Below are 17282 nucleotides of genomic sequence, written 5' to 3' on the forward strand. Positions count from 1 at the left end.
ATCCGTTGAAATGACTAACAACCGACAACTGGCAACCGACAACCGGAAATTAGTACGTCGACTTCACCTTGCCGATGGCGGCGATGCGCTCCTTGGCAATCTGCGTGGCAGCTTGCTGGGGGTGCAGACCTTCCTTCTCGGCTTTGTTAAGCACTTGCAGGGTGTAGTCGTAAATTTTTTCGGTTTGCGTGAGGGCACCCTGGCGGCTGCTGCCTACTACTTCGGAGTACACGTTGATCAGGCCACCGGCGTTGATCAGGAAGTCGGGGGCGTAAATGATGCCTTTCTGCACCAGCGCCGGGCCGTGCACGTGCTCGTCCTTCAGCTGGTTGTTGGCGCAGCCGGCCACTACCTGGCACTTCAGGCGCGAAAGGGTATCGTCGTTGAGGGTAGCACCCAAGGCGCAAGGCGAGTAGATGTCTACGTCCTGGTCGTAGATTTCTTCCAGGCCCACAGCTTTGGCGCCGAAACGGGCGGCGGCCTCCTCGGCACGCTCGGTGTAGTAGTCGGTCAGCACGATTTCGGCGCCTTCTTTCACCAGGTACTCCATCAAATAGGTACCCACGTGGCCCACACCTTGTACAGCTACGCGCTTGCCGGCAAGGCTATCCGAGCCGAACGCCTTCTTAGCGGCGGCCTTCATGCCCATGTAGGTACCGAAAGCCGTTACCGGCGACGGGTCGCCGGAGCCGCCCATCGTTTCGGGCAGGCCTGCTACGTGCTTGGTTTCCATCCGGATGTACTCCATGTCCTTGGTGGTCATGTTCACATCTTCGGCGGTGATGTACTTGCCGTTCAGGTTCTGCACGAAGCGGCCGAACTTGCGCAGCAGTGCCTCATTTTTCTGCGTTTTGGCGTCGCCGATAATCACGGCCTTGCCACCACCCAGGTTCAGGCCCGAAATAGCAGCCTTGTAGGTCATGCCGCGCGAAAGGCGCAGTACGTCGTTGAGGGCTTCCGCATCGGAGGCATAGTGCCACATGCGGGTGCCGCCCAGAGCCGGGCCCAGAACCGTGTTGTGGATGCCGATGATGGCGCGCAAACCGGTTTCGTGGTCGTGGCAGTACACCACTTGCTCGTGCTGGTGCTCGGCAATTTGTCCGAAAATGCTGGTATCGGACAGGGCTTGAATCTCAACCATTGGGGAAATGAAAAAGATTGGGGAAATGTGGATGGGAGGGCGAACAGGCCGGGACGAACAGGCGTTTTGACGGTTATACCGGTGGTACTGCTACCCCCGACACCAAAACCTGCTACTCCCGTACCTTTGGCTACAAGGAACCACTGCCCCCTGAAACCGGCCGCAAAGGTAACCCGTTTTTCCCACTTAGGCCACCGAGGCTCTTCGCTTTCGGCCTAGGTTTCCGCCTCTATTTCCCCATTGCCTTGAGAGCTTTACGCGCTACCGATAAGTACTTACTCCGCTACAAATGGCATTTTCTGGGCGGTGTGCTGTTCGTGGCGCTGAGTACGCTGCTGGCCATTTTCCCGGCCCAAATCGTGCGTTACGCTTTCGATTTAGTGCAGGAAGGCATTGACCTCTACCACCTCTACAACGGCACTTCGGGCCAACAGGAAATCTATTCCCTGTTTGGCCGAAACCTAGTGCTGTACGGGGGCCTCATTATTCTGATGGCCTTGCTACGCGGCGTGTTTCTGTTTTTCATGCGCCAAACGCTCATCGTCATGTCGCGGCTGATCGAAAACGACCAGAAAAACGAAATCTACCAGCACTACCAGTCCTTGCCGCTCAGCTTCTACCGCCGCCACAGCACCGGCGACTTGATGGCGCGCATTTCCGAGGACGTAGGCCGGGTGCGCATGTACATCGGGCCGGCCATCATGTACTTCATGCAGTTGGTTATCCTGTTCCTGCTCATCGTGCCGCTCATGCTGGTGGTAAATGTGAAGCTGACGTTGCTGACGCTGCTGCCGCTGCCCATTCTGAGCATCAGCATCTTCTACGTCAACAACCTGATTGAAAAGAAGTCCGACGAAATTCAGCGCGCCTTGTCCGACATGACCACGTTCGTACAGGAAGCGTTTTCGGGTATTCGGGTGCTGAAGTCGTTCGTGCGGGAGCAGGATTCGCACCGCAACTTCACGGCCGCCTCGGATGCGTACAAAGCCAAAACGCTGGACCTTAACTTTGTAAACGCGCTGTTCTTCCCTTTAATCCTGTTTCTGGTGGGCATCAGCACGCTGGTTACCGTGTGGGTAGGCGGGCAGGAGGTTATCCGCGGCACCATTAGCATCGGTACCATTGCCGAGTTCCTTATTTACGTGAACCTGCTCACCTGGCCGGTTACGGCTCTGGGCTGGACCAGCAGCCTTGTACAGCGCGCCGAAGCCTCGCAGGCCCGCATCAACGAGTTCATGCACCAGCAAACGGATATCGTGTCGCGCCAGAACATCGAGCAGGCTATCAAAGGCGACATCGTGTTCGACCACGTCTCGTTTACCTACCCCGACACCGGCATTCAGGCCTTGCAGGACGTATCGTTCCGCATTCAGCCGGGCCACACGCTGGCCGTTATCGGCAACACCGGCTCGGGCAAAAGCACCATTGCCAACCTGCTCTGCCGCCTCTACGACGTAACCGACGGCCGCATTCTGGTAGACGGTGTGGACGTACGCGACTACAACTTGGAATCCTTGCGCGGCCAAATCGGCTATGTGCCGCAGGATGTGTTCCTGTTTTCCGATACCATCGGCCATAACATCGGCTTTGGCCTCGACAGCCTGAGCGAGGAGAAAATGGTGCAAGCCGCGCAGGATGCCGACGTGCACGAGAACATCCTGCGGTTCCCTGAGGGCTACAATACCAAAGTCGGCGAGCGGGGCATTACGCTGTCCGGCGGCCAGAAGCAGCGCGTGAGCATTGCTCGGGCGCTGGTGAAAGAACCCAGCATCCTGATTCTGGACGACTCGCTTTCGGCCGTCGACACCAAAACCGAAAACGTGATTCTCAACAGCCTGCAGCGCATTATGCAGGACCGCACCAGCTTGATTATTTCCCACCGTGTGTCGTCGGTGAAGCTCGCCGACCACATTCTAGTGCTCGACGACGGCCGCATTGTGCAGCACGGCACCCACGAGGAACTCATGGCCGACGCCGCAGGCCTGTACCGCGCCCTCTACGAGCGGCAGCTGCAAGGCGAGGAAGCCGCGTAGTCGGTTTGCTTAGGCCGACAGCAGCTCCGCCGCCCGCTCTCCGCTTCGCGTGCCCATGGCCACACCCATGCCGTTGCACCGCAGCGCTCCGATTATATTCGGGGCCAGTTCGCCTATAAAAGGCTCAAGGTCTTGCCCAAACCCCATTACCCCGCTCCAGCGGTAATCAATGGCTGGGCGCCGGCCAGGTAAAATTACCTCCGCTAGTAGCTGTTCCAACCGCTGCTGAACCAGTGGCGTCAAACCGGGCTCGGTGGTAGCCTCGGCCGCGAAATCGAGGTTGCGGCCGCCGCCCAATAGCAGGCGGTTTCCCACCTGCCGGAAGTAGTAATAGCCTTTGTCGTAGTGAAAACTGCCGGGAAGGTGCAGCCCGGCAATAGGCTCGGTTACCAGCACCTGTCCGCGGCCGGGCGTTACGTCCAGTTCCGGAAAGAACTGCCGGCTGAAGGCATTCGTGGCCAGCAGTACCTGTCCGGCTTCTATATCGGCCAGGGGAGTTCTTAGTTTCACAGCTGAGGCCGTAGCCTCCAGGGCCTGCACCGGCAAACCGTGCAGCACCACCACGCCTTCCTGCCACGCCAAACGCAGCAACGCCTGCATCATCTGGCCGGTATTTATCGTCCCTTCGGCCGTGTTTTCCAGCATGGTACGTACACCGGCAAAACCGTAGGCCGGTAACTGAGCCATGGCATCCCGGAAAATGGTTTCCCGTCCGATGATGGGCGCGAGCAGGTCGTTGTAATAGCCAGCCCGGTTAAGGCAGGTTTCAGCCAGTGAGTCATCGGCTTCCCGAAATAACTCGTAGCCCCCTACCGGCTCGAAACCAACGGCCGCGTCGCCGAGTAAAGCGCGCAACTGCTCTAGCCCCTGCCAACGGTATTCCACCACCGATAGCAAAGCAGCGGTTCCGCTTTTCTGTTCTTGTTCAATCAGTTCTGAAACGCTACCGAAGCAAGCAAAACCGGCATTTTTGGTGCTGGCACCGTTGGGCAGCACGTCGCGTTCCAGCACCAGGACCCGCGCTGCCGGGCGCCGCCGCTTGGTATAAATAGCAGCTGTCAGCCCCACAATTCCGGCCCCTACCACCGCTACGTCGGCTTTGCTCAGAAATGTTTGATGCTCCCAGTAAGAAATCGAGGCGGGCATAACGTCAACAAAAAAAGCCTTCCGGCACGATGTACCGGAAGGCTAAAATACAGGACTGGGCTTTCCTGAGCGACCTGGATCTATTGCCCCAAAGTCATTCGGCGCATGTACACTTTGTCGGCTACGGTGCAGCGTACCACGTACGTGCCGCCCGGCAGGTTGCCCAAAGGCACCGATAGGGCTGAGCCCGTAGCGGATAAGGCCTTGGTGAAAACGGGCCGTCCGTCGGTATCATTAATCTCCAAACGCATGGGCCCCTTGGCGTTAGTGCGTACGCGCAAAGCATTCGTCACTGGGTTGGCCTCCAGGTTAAACGTAACCGAGGGCGCGTCCAGCTTAGACTTTACCGTATCGGAACTGATAAGGGCCGAGTTGGCTACCGAAGGAGCCGATTGGGCCATCGTCAGTACTGGCAGCGCAATTAGTAAGGCGAGAAAGAAGAAGTGCTTCATAAGACAAACGTGCTGCAAATCAGGATGCAAGATACGTATTTAGCGCTCTGGATCAGAGGCGACAAGAAGAGACGCCGCCGGATAAAACGCTTGTACGCCGTTTTTATTTAGCAACACTTGTACCAACTTTTTTCCGAGGCAAAGAAAATTTACCCTGATCTACATTGCGGAAATGCGGCCCGGTTGTGTACATTTGCAGCCACATTGTCCGAAAACGGGGTGTAGCGCAGCCCGGTAGCGCGCTACGTTCGGGACGTAGAGGCCGTAGGTTCGAATCCTGCCACCCCGACTACCAGGAGGTAATATGTGTTGGCACTTGTGCCGATGCCTTTTCCCTGGACAATGTAGGCTACCTTTGCTACCGGCAAGGGTGCCCCTCTCGGGGTGTAGCGTAGCCTGGTATCGCGCCAGCATGGGGTGCTGGAGGTCGCAGGTTCGAATCCTGCCACTCCGACGAACACGAAAGCCCGCTGAACTTCGGTTTGGCGGGCTTTCGTGTTTTTATTCGTTTGCTACCGGGCCAAAATGAGGTGGTTAGCGTTACGGTTTTCTGAACCAGCCGGCTTGGTATACTACTGCCTGTTAAGTTCGCGTTCAGAAACAACGCTTTCACCTACCCCATTTACATGAAGAACTTTGTTTTTGCCGCTGCCTTGCTGCTGGCCGCAGGTGCCGCCCAGGCTCAAACATCTGCCGGTACCATTATGGTGGGCGGTAGCTTGGGCTTTTCGAGCCGTACCACTGAAACAGACTTTAGCTCGACGCAACCCGACACCGAAGTAAAAAGCCGCTCCTTCAGCATTGCCCCGCAAGTGGGGTACTTCCTGTCCGATAATCTGGCAGTAGGGCTTTTCGCTGACCTCTCCAATCAGAAAAGAACCAGCCCTCTGTTCGATGGCCGCGGCGTAGAGTTCAAAGCCGAAGAAACGACCCGCCAAACCCAGGTTGGTCCGTTTGTGCGCTATTACCACTTGGTAGGCGACGAGGGCAAAGCGGGCTTTTTCGGGCAGCTGGCCGGCGGTCTGCAAAGCCGGAAAACGGAATATGATACGTCGCGTCCCGGTGACTTCGATGAGCGTATTGAAGGAAATGGCGGTTTTGCGAACCTCACCCCCGGTTTCGTGTACTTCCCCACCGAAAAGTTCGGCGTGGAGCTAACCCTGGGCAACTTTGGCTTCTCCAGCCTCAAAAGCGACTACACATCAGACAACCCAAACTTTCGGCCTTACGAGGTTAAAGAAAGCGGTGTAAACGCCAATTTCGGCTTGCGCAACCTCTCGGTAGGAGCCTTCTTCTACCTGGGCCTGTAAGACTGTCGCCTCTCAAACTGCTCCAGCACTTAATGTTTGTCACCAAAAAAGCCCCGCCGAACGAGTTGTTCGGCGGGGCTTTTTTGGTGACAAACACTCAGCGAACCACGCTTACCCGAGCCGCGGCCGAAACCGGGGAACCATCTGCAGAAGGGATGGTTATTTGAAGGGTGTACACGCCCGGCGCCAAAGCACTTACATCTACGGCCTGCTGCTGCTGCCCGGCGGCATGGACTGCGGAAGTTATATCCCTAACGTTCCGGCCAAGCGCATCGAACACCAGAATGCGGGCGGCACCGGCAGCGGTTTGCCGGTAGCGTAGCGTTAATGTATTCTGAACCGGGTTCGGGTAAGCTTCCAGGCCCAGCAACAATGCCTGGGAGGCCGCGGCCCGCAACACGATGGCGCCTTCATCGGCCCCTTTGTAGGTGGCAAGCGCGCGGGCGGCACCGTCTATGTCGCGCAGTACGGACGGCAGGCGGGGGCTGGCCAGGTCCCGGTCGCCTACCGAGGTGCCGGCGAGGTGCAGGTCGCCGGTGGCTTCACTCACGAAGCTTACGGGTTTGCTCACGGAGCCGGGGTCGTAGGTCGATTTGGTGCGCCAATCGGCGAGCGTGGCCGAGGTAATGCGGGTGCCGCCCAGCTCGCGGCCGGTTTGGCCCACGGCGCCGTTGGTGCCGGGCGCCAGCAGCAGGTTGTTGTTGCTGGTGAGGTTGCCCCGGGTGGTGTTGCCATCAACTACCGCAATAGCGTTTTGCGCAGCAGCGCTGGTGCTCAGCCGGTTGACAATAATGTTATTGCGCAGCTCAGCCGGAAAAAGACCCGTGCTGCCGCCGTTCAGGTAAAAGCCGGCCGAGCTGTACGCCACCGGTGCCGGGGCGGCTGGCATTACAATGGAGTTGTGGAAGGCCTGCATAAGCCCACCGCCGCCTGATTGCCGGAATACCCAAATACCCAGGGCGTATAGGCTGTTGTCGGTGGTGCCGGCCGTGAAATCAACCCGCTGCACCCCGCTTATGAAGTTGTTGAACACCTTGAGCGTGTCGCCGGCAATGATGCTGGCCCGGATGCCCACGGCCAATGTGCCGCCCTGCCCCGCGAAGCGGATGTAACCGAGGCGGTTGTTTTCGAGGCGGCCGCTGGCATTGTCGAGGCTGATACCGGAGGTATTGCCTGGCAGCACTGGGCTAACGTTGCGCACCAGCACGCTATCAATGCGGTTGTTGGTCAGTACCATGCGGCGCTGCGACCCAGCCTGAATGCCGCTGCCCGAACTGCCCGTACCGCCGCCCAGGCCAATGGCTGCCCGGCTGCCGAAGATGCACCCGCTCACTTCGTTGCCCTGATCGGGAAAAGTAGGAAGGCCAGCAAGATTGGCAGCGCCGGCCATTCGCACGGCTACCGCCGCTTTATCCACCAGCACATTGAGGATGCGGTTGTTGTTGTTGGCTCCACTGGCAGCTGTAGCCACCGACGCAATGCTTACGCCCCGGACGTTAGTGGAACTAACCTGAGCCGTGCCGCCACCCAAGCGGATGCTGCAGTTGCTCACCGTAATGTTGGTGCTGCCCTTGGTGGCGGTGCCCGTGATAAGGTAGCCGATTTCGATCTGGTCGGCGGCCGTAGTGCCGCCGTCAACCACGTTCAGGGAGTCGAGGGTCACGTAGTCGCAGGCCGTGATGCTTACGGCGGCGTCATTGGTGGCGCTGGTGCCCAACGGCTGCAGCGTTACCGCTCCGCCGCGTCCTACAAAGCGGATGCGGTTGGTAGCCGACGAGCCGGTTACGTTGTTCAGCTGAATGCGCTGCGCGTACGTGCCCGGCCGGACGGCAATGGTAACGCCGCCCGTGCCCACACCGTTGGTTTGCAAGGCCGTAACTGCATCGGTAACCGATGGGTATGTGGAATTGGCGCCGCCCACCGTAACCGTACCCGTGAGTGCCTGCGCCTGGGCGGTAACCCCGGCTAGCAGCAGGCCGCAGAAAAGCGTAAGATGTCTGTTCATAAGAGAAAGAAAAGGTGGGTGAGCATTGCGGGCAATACACCTTTGCTCCAGCAGCTATTTGAAACAAGAGAAGAGCCTCCTGTAAAGTACAACTCCGCCCCGGTTGTTTCCTTGTCGGAAAGCTGGAGGTACTGCTCTGCCTTGCGCGTACCCGCGAGCAATCGGCGGCCGCTTTATTCCATTCAAGCGCGCTATTAGCCGAAAAAGGCCTTACCGAATAACTCGGCAAGGCCTCGACGGTGCTTTGTTAACAAATTGTGAAGGACGCATCTTCTTACCGACGCGTTCCTTGGGCTGTGATGCTACTGAATTACGGCCAGTACTTCGGCCGGCGCATCGGCCGGAAACTGCTCGAGGTACACATGGTTTAGCTTGAGCTTTTGCTCTTTGGCCGTTTTTTCCAGGGCCGGGTACAGGCGGCCAGCGGCCAGCATGAAGTGGGCGTTAACGCGCGCGCGCAACACCCGCTGCCCGGCGCTAAAGATGCGGTAGCTATACCCGGCGGGCAACGACTGGCTCGTGGTATCGGCTACGAGCAAGCCGATGAATGCTTTCACCGAGTCACCTTCCTTCTGCGGATTGTTGTAGATGATGTTGCCTAAAGTGCCCTTAATCTGCCCGTTGCGCTGTAGCTCGTTGGCCCGGCTGAAAAGCTTGCCGAAATCGTTGTTGGGCAGGCCGCTGTAGTATTGTCCCGCTAAGAAAACAGGACGGGCTGTGGTCGTGACGTCCACTTCGGGCGTACGAAAGCCGCCCAGCCAGGCATACACGCCCGCAAAACCCAGGACCAGCGTTGCCCCAATAATTAGAAACCAGCGAGAAACCATTACGCGGGGTTGATAACGTCTTTGTATTGCATTTGGTAAAGCTGGGCGTAGTAACCGCCGAGGCGCAGCAACTCTTCGTGTTGGCCGCTTTCCTTTATTTCACCGCGCTCCAGCACAATGATGCGGTCAGCTTTCTGAATAGTGCTCAGGCGGTGGGCAATAACGAGCGAAGTCCGGCCGCGCATCAGCTTTTCAATGGCTTCCTGAATGAGCTCTTCGGTTTCGGAGTCGACCGAAGACGTGGCTTCGTCGAGAATGATGATGCGTGGATTGTACACCATGGCCCGTACAAAGCTGATGAGCTGCCGCTGACCTACCGATAGCGTAGCGCCGCGCTCCATCACCTTGTACTGCAAACCACCCGGCAGCCGCTCAATGAACTTACGCGCTCCTACGAGGTCGGCTGCGTGCCAGATCTGCTCCTCGCTAATGCTGTGGTTGCCCAGCGTGATGTTGTCCTGAATGGTCCCCGCGAACAGAAATACGTCCTGCAGCACCACGCCTATTTGCTGGCGCAAGGTCTTCAGGTCGTACTCGCGCAGGTCGTGGCCATCTACGCGAATGTGGCCGCGCTGAATGTCGTAGAAGCGACTCAGCAGGTTGATGATGCTGGTTTTGCCGGCGCCGGTAGCGCCTACCAAGGCCACGGTTTGGCCGGGCTCCACTTTCAGGCTGATGTCGCGCAGCACCCACTCGGGTTCGTTGTAGGCAAACCAGACGTGGTCGAACTCTACCTGGCCGCGCAGGTTTTCGGCTTGGCGCGTGCCTTCGTCGGCAATGAACTCCTTGCTGTCCAGCAATTTTAGCAGACGCTCGGTGCTTACCAAGCCCAACTGCAGCGTGTTAAATCGGTCGGCAATCTGGCGGATGGGCCGGAAGAACAGCGCGTTGTACATAATAAAGGCAATCAGCGCACCCTTGGAAATAGTGCCCTCAATCTGGCCTTGGGCGGCATACCACACCAGCAAGCCCACGCCGATGGCGGCCAACACTTCGGCCACCGGAAAGTACACCGAGTAGTAGAGCACCGAGCGGATGTTGGCGCGGGTGTGCTCTTGGTTCAGCTTCTCGAACTTGCGAAACTCACGCTGCTCGTTGCCGAAAATCTGCACCACGTTCATGCCCGTTAGGTGTTCCTGCACAAAGGCGTTTAGGTTAGCCACGGCTGTACGCACCTCCTGAAACGACTTTTTCACCTTCTCCTTGAACACATAGGTACTCAGCAGCAGCGGCGGAATAACCGAGAGGCTCACCAAAGTCAGGCGCCAATCGATGTAAAACATGAAGGCCGTAATGAACACCAACTGCAGAATGTCGCCAATCATAGCGGCTAATCCTTCACTAAACACATCCGACAGCGTTTCCACATCGGAGATATTGCGCGTTACCAGCACGCCCAGCGGCGTACGGTCGAAGAACTGCAGGCGCAGGTTCAGGATGTGCTGGTAAAGGTCCACGCGGATGTCGCGCACAATGAATTGCCCGAGCCAGCCGCCGTAATACGTTTGCAGGTAGCTCACGCCGGTATGGGCGGCCAGCACGCCCAGCAGCAGAGCAAACATGCGGTTCAGCCCGCCCCAGTCGCCGTCGGCAATCTGCACGTCCACCATCTGCTGAATCAGGAAGGGACGCACGGTGCCCAACACTGCCGTGGCAACGGTGAGGAAAATGAGCAGCACGAACACGCCGCGATATGGCCGCACGTACACCATCAGCCGGCGCAGTACTTGCCAGTCGAAGATGTTGCCGGTTTTGGTGGCAGAAGTAGGAGTAGCGGATTCCACAGACAGACTGAAGCGGAGAAATAACAGCAAGTAAGGCGTACGGGCTGCGCGGCCAGCAGTTGTTACCCAAACAGGCGGTGCGGGCGCAAGTTACGGCGTAACCGCAGGCGCGGCGTTTTCGAGGCCTGGGCCCTGGTTCCAATAGTGCGGCGCTAACTCCTGTTCGGTTACAAAATACGGGCGTTCGGCTGGCTCGTGGCCAGGCGACAGAATATCCGGAGCGTATTCCACGCGGCTCAGAAACAAGCCGTGCGCCGCTGCTGCGCCGCTAGCCGCTATGCGTTGTTGGCGGTGCAGCACATCGGCAAACTGCGCAGGGCTTAGGCGCCCGCGGCCTACATCGAGTAAAGTACCTACCACCAGCCGCACCATGCCGCGCACAAAACGGTTGGCTCGAATGCGGAACACCAGCCCGTGCGGGGTGGGGTGCCACGCGGCTTCGTGCACCCAGCACACGTAATGCGTTTCGGCGCCTTTGGTCTTGGAAAAACTGATAAAGTCGCGCTGGCCCAACAGGCAGGCAGCTGCTTCGTTCATGGCCGCCACATCAGGAGCCCGGTCGAGCCACAGGGCTTGGTTTACCTTGAAGGGGTCGGGACGCAGGGTTACGTGATACTCGTAGCTGCGCGCCAGCCCATCGAAGCGGGCGTGGGCGTTGGCGCGCACCGGCGTAAGCGCGTGGGCGCCAATATCGGGCGGCAGGGCGCGGTTCAGGCGGTAGAGCAGCGTGGTTTCGTCGAGGTGCGCGGGCATCTCGGCATCGAAGTGCGCTACCTGGTGGCTGGCGTGCACGCCGGTATCGGTGCGGCCACTGCCCAATGTATGAATTGGCTGCCGCAACACCTGCGAAAGGCAGCGGTCCAGTTCCTGCTGTACGCTCAATGCGTTGGGTTGCACCTGCCAGCCGTGGTAGCGGGTGCCGTCGTAAGCCAACTCAAGGAAATAGCGCACGTGAGAAATGCTGAGGAGAATGGTTTACCGGTGTTAAACAGCACTCAGTCTTTAACCAACGCGAACAGCAAACCGTCCACGGTCTGCTCGGCTTTGGTAATGCTTTTACGCAGGCGCGCTTCCAATACAAAGCCGGCCTTTTCAAGTACCCGGGCCGAAGCCGGGTTGTACTCGAAAACAGTGGCGTACAGCCGGCAGATATCGAAGTGGGCCAGCACGTAGTCACTTAACGCCTTAACCGCTGCCGTGGCAATGCCCTTTCCCCAGCAGGAACGCGCCAGCCAGTACCCTATTTCGGCTTCGCGGCGGTTTATGTCGTCCTGAAACAACACGCTGATGCTGCCCACGGCTTCGCCGGCTGCTTCAATGCACAAGTGCAGGTCGTTGCGGCCTTCATTGTGCACGAACTTCACGTACCATTCCGCATCCTTCAAGGTGTACGGATGCGGAAAACGGTCGCGTAAATTCAGCCAGATAGCGCGGTCGTTGGCGTGTTGGGCCAAGGTGGGCGCATCGGTGGGCAGGAAAGGCCGCAGGCGCACCCCGACTATCGGCAGTTCCAGCACGGGCCGGAGCAAGTCGGTAGCCGGGGCGGGTTGCATTACAGCTTTTCGTAGATGATAGCCGCTCCCTGCCCTACGCCTACGCACATGGTGGCGAGGCCGTAACGCACGCCTTCGCGGCGGTGCATTTCGTGCAGCAGCGTGGCCGTAATGCGGGCGCCGCTGGCTCCCAATGGGTGACCAATGGCAATGGAACCCCCGTTCACGTTCACACAAGCGGGGTCTAACTCCAGCTCACGCATGCAGGCAATGCCCTGTGAGGCAAAGGCCTCGTTCAGCTCAATCAGGTTCAGATCTTGTACCGTGAGACCGGCGCGCTGCAGAGCTTTGCGGGTAGCCGGCACCGGGCCCATGCCCATCATGGCTGGGTCGACACCCGCTACGGCAGTAGACACCACACGGGCCAAAGGCTTAAGGTTAAAGCGCTTGAGCGCCTCCTCTCCTACCACCATTGTAGCGGCGGCACCATCGTTAATGCCCGACGAGTTACCGGCCGTAACGCTGCCACCCGTGGGCGCAAAAGCGGGCTTGAGGGTAGCGAGCTTTTCCACCGAGGTTAGACGCGGATGCTCATCGGTATCGAACAGCACGGCGTCGTTTTTGGGCTGCGCCACGAAAATGGGTACGATTTCGCGTCGGAAACGGCCTTTTTCAAAGGCCCGCTGGTACTTGCGCTGCGACTCAAACGCGAACTGATCCTGCTCTTCGCGCGTGATGCCGTACTTGTTGGCTACGTTCTCGGCGGTTTCGCCCATTGCGTACGGATGGTGCAGCTTGGCCAGCTTCGGATTCACAAAACGCCAGCCCAAGGTGGTGTCGTGAGCCGTGAAGTCGCGACCAAATGCGGTTTCCGACTTGGCCATAACGAACGGAGCGCGGGTCATGCTCTCCGAGCCGCCGGCCAGGTACACGTCGCCGTCGCCGGAGCGCACAGCCCGGGAGGCATCGATGATGCTTTGCAGGCCCGAGGCACACAAACGGTTAACGGTTACGCCGCCTACCGTTAGCGGTAAACCAGCCAACAGGCTGGCCATCCGGGCTACGTTGCGGTTGTCTTCACCGGCCTGGTTAGCGGCTCCCATAATCACGTCTTCCACGAAAGCGGGGTCGACGGAGGGGTTGCGACGCATCAGCTCGCGCAGTACGTGCGCGGCCATGTCGTCGGGACGAACAGAACTAAGGGCGCCGCCGAATTTGCCCACGGGCGTGCGAACGGCGTCTACGATATATGCTTCTGGCATTGAGTAAATGCGGGTTACCGGAGTCTTTTGGCTATTTTTGCCGGCCCGAAACGACCGACTCAGCTCTTAACAACAAAGATGATACAAAGAATCCAAAGCGTGTTTCTCCTGCTGCTGGCCTTGGCCATGATCAGCGTAGCGTTCCTGCCCATCTGGTCTAAAACCGACCCCACCAGCGGCCAAACCCTTACCATGACGGCTTGGCAACTCACGGGCACGGGCGTGACGAGTATGGCCACATACGCAATTGGGGCACTGGCCTTGGCATCGGCCGCTGTGGCGCTGTTCGAAATCTTCCAATTCCGCAACCGGTTCAACCAATTGAAATTAGGCGCCCTCAACTTGCTCCTGATTTCAGCCACGCTCGGCGCCAGCTTTTATTACTCTTCAGTAGGCGAACAAATGCTGAACGTGAAGATTCCCGGTGACTTCGAAGCCGGTTTCTACCTGCCCACACTGGCGCTGCTGCTGAACCTGCTGGCCAACCGTTTTATCCGCTCCGATGAGAAATTGGTGCGTTCCATGGACCGCCTGCGCTAAACACCGGCAAACACGGACAGCAAAAGGCCCCTGCCGAAATTACCGGCAGGGGCCTTTTGCTGTCCTAACAGTTTTTAGCTGCGGTTGCCATCGATGTAGCGCTGCATTTCGCGCACGCTCGATTCGAAGTCAAAAGCGTCGTACACGCGGTGAAAATTTTGCCGATCGGCCACGCGGTTAAAGGCAAACTTAGCCAGATCGAGGCGGGAATTTTCGAAGTCCAGCCCCTCGAGCAGGCGGCGCAAGTCCTCGGACCGGATGTCACTTTGATCAAGTGCCTGCTTAGCTATGGCAAGCTTGCTGCTATCGAAGGGTTTGCTGTTCACGGCCCGCAGCAGGTCTTCTACCTCGCGCGGCTCCAGCAGGTGGCGGTAGTTGCTGCCGTAAGCGCCGCTGCCGTTATACCCGCCGTTGTTGTAGTTTCCATTATGGGGGTAGCCGTTGTTATATCCACCGTTAGGCTGTTGATTATAGGGCTCGTTATGGCTGTAACCGCCTTCGTCATAGCCGCCGTTCCGGTCGTTGTACCAATCGTCGCGCCCTCCTGGAACGGGCCAGCCGCCGGCGTTTCCATAGGGCGTAGGCTCACAGTGGTACCCGTAGTCGGCGAAAGGCCCGCCTCGGTAGTTGGCCCACCCGGCCAGCGGAATTTCATCGAAACGGCGCAGCACTGGTGGGTAGCCGCGACGCGTTACCAGTATAAAGCGGCTTTCGCGGCCTTCGGGCAAACGCACCTGGGTGCGGTAGTTAATCACGCCCCGGCCAGCAGGAACCTGGAATTCGGCCCAGTGGTAACCAGGCGCCAGCCGATCGAAACGAACCTGCGTGAGGCCATAGCGCCCCCCAATGCGCTGCCCATCGAGGCGCAGCCGGAAGGGCAGGCCGTTTTCCGAGCGCACGGCCATGCCTGCGGGAATGGCCAACGCCGCCTGGGCCATTAGCACCAGCCCCAGGCATAAGAGTAAGAATCTGTTCATGGCTTGTTGAGAGCTAAACCGACGGCTATGCAGTAGCCACCAGTTCAGCCCATAAGCCAACTTCTATGCCAATCCGTATGCCCTTTAACACGCGCTAATCAATTGGCCTACCCAGCTGTCCGAGGTCGTTAGCCTGCGAACCTAACAAAGCGCAAAAAGGCCCCATACTGATGAGCATGGGGCCTTTTTGCTGTGTGCTTACGGGCTAGTTGCCTTCGTTGATTTTGGTCACCTTGAACTCCGTACGGCGGTTCTTTTGGTGCTCATCTTCCGACTTAGCTACTTTCACCACCGGCTTGGTTTCGCCGTAGCCTTTGGCCGTAATGCGGCCTTTGTCTACGCCTTTCGAGATGATGTAGTCGACGGCCGACTGCGCGCGTTTCTGCGACAGGGTTTGGTTGAACGCATCCTTACCGCGGGCGTCGGTGTGCGAGCTAAGCTCAATGCTGATGTTGGGATTGTCGACCAGCGTTTGCACCAGCTTGTCCAGCTCGGTAGCAGCGTCAGCGCGAATGTCCCACTTGTTGTAGTCGTAGAAGATGTTCTCCACCACAATGGCCTTGTTCACCACGATCTTGTTGAGCGTCAGTGTTACCGGCAGCGCAATGTCGTTCATCTCGTTGGGCAGCTGATCCTGCGCGGGCATGCGGCCCACGGTGCTTACGCTCTGACGTGCCGCGAAGTAACCCGGACGGTCAGCCATCAGCGAATAAGCCGCCGACGAGTCGAGCTTCACCTTGAACGTGCCATCGGCTCCGGCCTGCACTTCCTGCACTTTTTGGCCAGCACTGTTCATAATGGTCACGGTTTCGCCCGCCAATGGCGCCACCGCCCCCGTTTTCGTGTCCATCTCCTGCACTTTGCCTTCGGCGTAGAATGTGACGAGCTTCAGCGGCTTCTTGCGGAACATGTACAAATCGTCCGAACCCTTGCCACCTGCGCGGTTTGAAGAGAAGACGCCCACGTCCTGCCCCGTGAAGTAGGGTGCAAAATCGTCGCCGGTGCTGTTAATGGGGGCGCCCATGTTGGTCACCTTGCCATTCTTCTCTACCCGGAACAAATCGAGCTTGCCCAGGCCGGGGTGCCCGTCGGAGGAAAAGTACATGGTGCCATCGGGGGCCACGGCGGGGAAGTTCTCGTTGCCGGGGGTATTAATCTGGTCGCCCAGGTTCTCGGGAGCCGAGAAACGGTTGTTGGCGCCCATCGTGGCTTTGTACAAGTCGTTACCGCCTTGGCCGCCGGGGCGGCTTGAGGCAAAGTACAGCGTCTGGCCATCGGGCGAGAAAACCGGCGAAAAATCGTCGGCTTTGCTGTTGTTCACGCCCTTCACCAGCTCAGGCTCGGTCCAGGTACCACCCCGGAAGTACGATACGTACAAGTCTACGCTCAGGAAGCCTTTTTTAGAGCCGTCGTTCGACCGGGCGAAGATCATCGTCTTGCCATCGGGCGAATACGTGGCGGAGGCTTCGTGCGTGTTGGCTTTGTTAAAGATGGGCTTGCCCGCGTCTTTGTCTTTGGCCGGGGTTGCCGTGGGCGAGCCAGGCGTAGCACCGGCAGCAGCGGGGGCCGTAGTCGAGGCCTCTAACGACTGAACCGTACCACCCGTCATTTTCACCACGTCGTCGAAACGAATGGTGTAGAGGTCGTTGAAGCCTTCGCCGTTGCCAGCATATTTTTTTCCGTCGCGACCCGAAGCAAATACCAGCTCTTTGGTATCGGGCTTCATGGTGGCGCTAAACTCCGCCGCGGGGGTGTTAATCTGGTCGAGCGGCATCACCTCGTTGTTGGTGCGCATGGCCGTCAGCTGGGTGGCTGCCTGGGCGTTTTGCGCCTCGCGCTCGGCGCGAGCCACTAAGGTGCGGTTTGTGCCGCTGGTGGCGTACTGCTGAAACTGCGCGGCAGCTTCCTCAAACTTACCGTTGGCCTTCAGCGCCAAGCCGTAATTAAAAACGGCATCGGCATTCTTCACTCCCCCATCCAGTGCCGCTTTGTAGTACGATTCAGCCTGCTCGGCCCGGTTAGAAAGGCGGTAGGCCTCACCAATCCGGTAGTTAGCCATGGCAATGTCCTTGCCTTTGGCCACATCGGCTTTGTACAGCTCAATGGCCGTTTCGTACTCGCCGCGTTGGAAGCGTTTGTCGGCCTTGCTTAGGCCGCCCGAAGCGGCGCAACCGCTAAGCACGGCTACCGAGCCGGCCGCGGCGCAGGCAACTATCAGGTTCCTCATAAATGAAAAGAGAAGGGGGTGGGTGGGTGTGGAGTTGAAGCGCCAAAATCGGTGCAAAGCCAATCTAGGGCTAGCAATTATACTA

At 58.5% G+C, this 17282-nt stretch carries 14 protein-coding genes and 2 tRNA genes; 5 read left to right on the forward strand and 11 right to left on the reverse strand.

Annotation, left to right across the window (positions count from 1 at the left end; genetic code table 11):
* Positions 1-49: 49 nt before the first annotated feature.
* On the reverse strand, positions 50-1141 hold the full coding sequence (locus tag ABD903_RS18835) for a Glu/Leu/Phe/Val dehydrogenase dimerization domain-containing protein (RefSeq protein WP_345226859.1): 1092 nt from the start codon (positions 1139-1141) through the stop codon (positions 50-52).
* A gap of 245 nt (positions 1142-1386) precedes the next feature.
* Between ABD903_RS18835 and ABD903_RS18840 the strand changes: the two genes are divergently transcribed.
* On the forward strand, positions 1387-3174 hold the full coding sequence (locus tag ABD903_RS18840; RefSeq protein WP_345226860.1) for an ABC transporter ATP-binding protein: 1788 nt from the start codon (positions 1387-1389) through the stop codon (positions 3172-3174).
* A gap of 9 nt (positions 3175-3183) precedes the next feature.
* Here the strand turns inward: ABD903_RS18840 and ABD903_RS18845 are convergent, their stop codons facing one another.
* Both ABD903_RS18845 and ABD903_RS18850 read right to left on the reverse strand, forming a co-directional pair.
* A complete protein-coding gene (locus tag ABD903_RS18845) occupies positions 3184-4320 on the reverse strand; it encodes an NAD(P)/FAD-dependent oxidoreductase (protein WP_345226861.1) in 1137 nt (378 codons plus the stop codon).
* 80 nt (positions 4321-4400) lie between these two features.
* A complete protein-coding gene (locus ABD903_RS18850; RefSeq protein ID WP_345226862.1) occupies positions 4401-4772 on the reverse strand; it encodes a hypothetical protein in 372 nt (123 codons plus the stop codon).
* A gap of 215 nt (positions 4773-4987) precedes the next feature.
* Here ABD903_RS18850 and ABD903_RS18855 point away from each other — a divergent pair.
* From ABD903_RS18855 to ABD903_RS18865, 3 genes are all read left to right on the forward strand, one after another.
* Positions 4988-5061, forward strand: a tRNA-Pro gene (locus tag ABD903_RS18855).
* Positions 5062-5152: 91 nt separating this feature from the next.
* A tRNA-Pro gene (locus tag ABD903_RS18860) sits at positions 5153-5226 on the forward strand.
* Positions 5227-5398: 172 nt separating this feature from the next.
* Complete coding sequence (locus ABD903_RS18865; RefSeq protein ID WP_345226863.1) at positions 5399-6082, forward strand: outer membrane beta-barrel protein; 684 nt, start codon at positions 5399-5401, stop codon at positions 6080-6082.
* Between the two features lie 97 nt (positions 6083-6179).
* On the opposite strand, the gene ABD903_RS18870 is transcribed toward ABD903_RS18865, so the two are convergent.
* The 6 genes from ABD903_RS18870 to ABD903_RS18895 form a co-directional block, all read right to left on the reverse strand.
* Complete coding sequence (locus ABD903_RS18870; RefSeq protein ID WP_345226864.1) at positions 6180-8087, reverse strand: T9SS type A sorting domain-containing protein; 1908 nt, start codon at positions 8085-8087, stop codon at positions 6180-6182.
* 302 nt (positions 8088-8389) lie between these two features.
* Positions 8390-8914, reverse strand: coding sequence for a hypothetical protein (locus ABD903_RS18875; protein WP_345226865.1), 525 nt, complete (start codon positions 8912-8914; stop codon positions 8390-8392).
* Positions 8914-10626: an ABC transporter ATP-binding protein gene (locus tag ABD903_RS18880; protein ID WP_345228102.1), complete on the reverse strand. Its 1713-nt coding sequence runs from the start codon at positions 10624-10626 to the stop codon at positions 8914-8916. The genes ABD903_RS18875 and ABD903_RS18880 overlap by 1 nt, the downstream gene beginning before the upstream one ends.
* 162 nt (positions 10627-10788) lie before the next feature.
* The gene (truA, locus tag ABD903_RS18885; protein ID WP_345226866.1) at positions 10789-11649 is read right to left on the reverse strand and encodes a tRNA pseudouridine(38-40) synthase TruA; all 861 of its coding nucleotides are present in this window, start codon (positions 11647-11649) and stop codon (positions 10789-10791) included.
* A 44-nt stretch (positions 11650-11693) separates the two neighbouring features.
* Complete coding sequence (locus ABD903_RS18890) at positions 11694-12251, reverse strand: GNAT family N-acetyltransferase (RefSeq protein WP_345226867.1); 558 nt, start codon at positions 12249-12251, stop codon at positions 11694-11696.
* Positions 12251-13453 carry a thiolase family protein gene (locus ABD903_RS18895; protein WP_345226868.1) on the reverse strand — a complete coding sequence of 401 codons (1203 nt, stop codon included), beginning with the start codon at positions 13451-13453 and terminating at the stop codon, positions 12251-12253. The genes ABD903_RS18890 and ABD903_RS18895 overlap by 1 nt, the downstream gene beginning before the upstream one ends.
* A 78-nt stretch (positions 13454-13531) precedes the next feature.
* On the opposite strand from ABD903_RS18895, the gene ABD903_RS18900 reads away from it, so the two are divergent.
* On the forward strand, positions 13532-13993 hold the full coding sequence (locus ABD903_RS18900; RefSeq protein ID WP_345226869.1) for a DUF4293 domain-containing protein: 462 nt from the start codon (positions 13532-13534) through the stop codon (positions 13991-13993).
* Between the two features lie 74 nt (positions 13994-14067).
* Here ABD903_RS18900 and ABD903_RS18905 read toward each other — a convergent pair whose 3' ends face one another.
* Complete coding sequence (locus ABD903_RS18905) at positions 14068-14970, reverse strand: proline and serine-rich protein 1 family protein (RefSeq protein WP_345226870.1); 903 nt, start codon at positions 14968-14970, stop codon at positions 14068-14070.
* A gap of 205 nt (positions 14971-15175) precedes the next feature.
* A complete protein-coding gene (locus ABD903_RS18910; RefSeq protein WP_345226871.1) occupies positions 15176-17197 on the reverse strand; it encodes an OmpA family protein in 2022 nt (673 codons plus the stop codon).
* Between the last annotated feature and the right edge of the window lie 85 nt (positions 17198-17282).

The organism is Hymenobacter koreensis, assembly GCF_039541855.1.
Classification (GTDB): Bacteria; Bacteroidota; Bacteroidia; order Cytophagales; family Hymenobacteraceae; genus Solirubrum; species Solirubrum koreensis.

Coding starts and splice junctions, on each gene's coding strand:
- ABD903_RS18835 (WP_345226859.1), bottom strand. CDS start 1,141: ATGGTTGAGATTCAAGCCCTGTCCGATACCAGCATTTTCGGACAAATT.
- ABD903_RS18845 (WP_345226861.1), bottom strand. CDS start 4,320: ATGCCCGCCTCGATTTCTTACTGGGAGCATCAAACATTTCTGAGCAAA.
- ABD903_RS18850 (WP_345226862.1), bottom strand. CDS start 4,772: ATGAAGCACTTCTTCTTTCTCGCCTTACTAATTGCGCTGCCAGTACTG.
- ABD903_RS18865 (WP_345226863.1), top strand. CDS start 5,399: ATGAAGAACTTTGTTTTTGCCGCTGCCTTGCTGCTGGCCGCAGGTGCC.
- ABD903_RS18870 (WP_345226864.1), bottom strand. CDS start 8,087: ATGAACAGACATCTTACGCTTTTCTGCGGCCTGCTGCTAGCCGGGGTT.
- ABD903_RS18875 (WP_345226865.1), bottom strand. CDS start 8,914: ATGGTTTCTCGCTGGTTTCTAATTATTGGGGCAACGCTGGTCCTGGGT.
- ABD903_RS18880 (WP_345228102.1), bottom strand. CDS start 10,626: ATGGTGTACGTGCGGCCATATCGCGGCGTGTTCGTGCTGCTCATTTTC.
- ABD903_RS18890 (WP_345226867.1), bottom strand. CDS start 12,251: ATGCAACCCGCCCCGGCTACCGACTTGCTCCGGCCCGTGCTGGAACTG.
- ABD903_RS18895 (WP_345226868.1), bottom strand. CDS start 13,453: ATGCCAGAAGCATATATCGTAGACGCCGTTCGCACGCCCGTGGGCAAA.
- ABD903_RS18900 (WP_345226869.1), top strand. CDS start 13,532: ATGATACAAAGAATCCAAAGCGTGTTTCTCCTGCTGCTGGCCTTGGCC.
- ABD903_RS18905 (WP_345226870.1), bottom strand. CDS start 14,970: ATGAACAGATTCTTACTCTTATGCCTGGGGCTGGTGCTAATGGCCCAG.
- ABD903_RS18910 (WP_345226871.1), bottom strand. CDS start 17,197: ATGAGGAACCTGATAGTTGCCTGCGCCGCGGCCGGCTCGGTAGCCGTG.